The organism is Lysobacter sp. CCNWLW3, assembly GCF_036697405.1.
GTDB lineage: Bacteria > Pseudomonadota > Gammaproteobacteria > Xanthomonadales > Xanthomonadaceae > Lysobacter.
On record NZ_JBAHWA010000033.1, the window covers coordinates 1 to 2,771 of the forward strand.

Annotated in this window: 2 protein-coding genes; both read left to right on the plus strand. The window is 65.2% G+C overall.

Annotated features, from left to right (window positions below; genetic code table 11):
* Window positions 1-2,340, plus strand: a 2,340-nt coding sequence (locus V1318_RS21625) for a TonB-dependent receptor (RefSeq protein WP_332941838.1), incomplete at its 5' end; no start/stop codon positions are given.
* 219 nt (window positions 2,341-2,559) lie between these two features.
* The coding region (locus V1318_RS21630) for a hypothetical protein (protein WP_332941839.1) at window positions 2,560-2,771 on the plus strand (212 nt) is incomplete at its 3' end.

Below are 2,771 nucleotides of genomic sequence, written 5' to 3' on the forward strand. Positions count from 1 at the left end.
ATCGGCACGACCTCCGACCGCTTCAGCGCCATGCTGGGCTTCGGCTACGTCAAGGAAGAGCCGGTCATGGCCGGCGACCGCTACATCTCGAAGGAGCCGACGGTGGGCACGGGCAACGCCCGCGGCAGCACCAACACCATCTTCGGCAACTACTCGCTCGGCGGCCGCCGCCCCGACGGCACCACCGGCACGTTCACCTACAACCCGGGCCAGAGCGGCGCCAACTGGCGTCCGTTCTCGAATCCGACCGACCTGTACAACTTCGCGCCCGAGAACTACCTGCTGACTCCGCAGGAGCGCCGTTCGGTGTTCGCCAACGGCACCTTGGACATCACCGACAACCTGCGCTTCAAGACCACCATCACCTATAACCAGCGCGAATCGGAAACGCTGCTCGCCGCGATGCCGATCGGCCTGGGCAACGCGCCGAACACCACGCCGGCGCAGCGCGCGATCACCATCAGCGCGCAGAACATCTACAACCCGTTCGGCCAGCCCGTGACCGCCATCGAGCGTCGCGCGATCGAGACCGGCGGCCGTTCGTTCCAACGCGACGTCCGCACCTTCGCGATGGACGCCGCCCTGGAAGGCACCCTGACCTTCGGCGACAAGTACTACGACTGGCAGGCCGGCTACTTCCGCGGCGAGAACAAGTCCAACAACATCACCACGGGCCTGTTCAACCTGATCGCGCTGCAGCAGGCGCTGGGCCCGTCGTTCCGCGACGCCCAGGGCGTGGCCCGCTGCGGCACCGCGGCCGCTCCGATCGCCGGCTGCGTCCCGCTGAACCTGCTCGGCGCGCCGGGCACGATCACGCAGGACATGCTGAACTACGTGACCTTCACCGCGCACGACGAGTTCCAGTACGAGCAGAACACGTACTACGCCAACATCGGCGGCGACCTGTTCGAACTACCGGGCGGCCCGGTGGGCTTCTCGTTCGGCCTCGAGCACCGCACCGAGTCCGGCTACGACTCCCCGGACGCGCTGATCAACTCGGGCAACACCACCGGTAACGCGCGTACCGCCACCGCCGGCAGCTACAAGGTCGACGAAGCCTACGTCGAGTTCGCGATCCCGGTGCTGGCCGACGTCACCTTCGCCAAGCTGCTCGACTTCTCGGTCGCCACCCGCTACTCCGACTACAGCAACTTCGGCGACACGCTGAACAGCAAGTTCGGTTTCCGCTGGAAGCCGATCGACGACCTGATGGTCCGCGGCAACTGGTCCGAGGGCTTCCGCGCTCCGTCGATCTCCGAGCTGTTCTCCGGCCAGGCCGACTCGTTCCCGACCGTCACCGACCCCTGCAACACGGCGCAGTTCGGCCAGCAGACCACCGTCGGCCGGGCGCGCTGCATCGCCGAAGGCGTGCCGAACGGCGGTTATGTTCAGCCCAACACCCAGATCCGCATCACCGTCGGCGGCAATCCGAACCTGAAGCCGGAAACCTCCGAGTCCAAGACCCTGGGCCTGGTCTACAGCCCGAGCTGGGTGCAAGGCCTGGACATCGCCCTGGACTGGTGGAACATCAAGCTCGAGGACGCCATCACCACCATCGGCGGCACCGCGATCATCCAGCAGTGCGTCGACTCCGGCGGCACCGGCCCGTCCTGCGCGCTCTACACGCGTAACCCGGGCGGCGCCATCAACACCCTGCTCAACACCACCGTCAACATCGGCGGCCAGGAAGTCGAGGGTTACGACCTGACGGTCAACTACCGTCTGCCGGAAACCGCGTGGGGCAAGTTCGGCTTCACCTGGGACACCACCTACCTGGCCAAGAGCCTTCAGGACATCGACGGCGACGGCAAGTACGGCGAAGACCGTCAGCTCGAGCCCAAGATCGGCCAGCCGCTGAACTTCAACGAAGGCGGCAACCTGGTCGGCGACTACGCCCAGAACAACAACCGCTGGCGCATCCGCTCCAACCTGGCCGTGCGCTGGGAGAAGGGCGACTTCGGCGCGTCCTGGAACATGCGCTACTACTCCTCGCAGATGGAGACCTGCAGCGCGCAGTTCGAGGCCCTGGGCAAGTGCACGGACACCACCCGCTTCATCGGTGTCCCGTCCGACTTCAACCGCAACGGCGTTTGGGACGGCGTCGCCGGCGGCGACCGCATCAATGTGGTGAAGGAATCGCAGCACCGCATCGGCGGCACCACCTACCACGACGCCAGCGTCTACTTCAACGCGCCGTGGAACGCCCGCATCACCGTTGGCGTGAACAACCTGTTCGACAAGAACCCGCCGGTGGTTCTGAACTCGTTCGCCAACTCGTTCGACCCGCAGTACGAAGTCCCGGGCCGCTTCGTGTACTTCCGCTACGCGCAGAAGTTCTGATCGGTTCCACCCAGCTGCACCCTGCTACGGCCCCATACGGGGCCGTAGCTTTTTGCATGCCATCTCACCAGACGCAGAGACTGGCCCCAGTCAGTTAACGACACTTTAATTAGTTTCCCGGGGCGGCTAGTATCGGCCCCAGCCTTGCCGACTTAGGCCGTTCGTTTTGCGCCACCCGGCAGGCTCCCATGGGACACCAAGACTGACTTGGAGAGAGAGATGACCTTGAAGACCACCCAGCTCCGCGAGGCGATTACCTTCGCCCTCGCAGTGGGCGCCACCGCCGCCGCAGGCACCGGTGTTGCCTTTGCTCAGGAAACCGAAAAAGAAGCCACTACCCTCGACCGCATCGAGGTGACCGGTTCGCGCATCAAGCGCGCCGACATCGAAACCTCGCAGCCGATCTTCTCGCTCAGCCGCGAAGACATCAC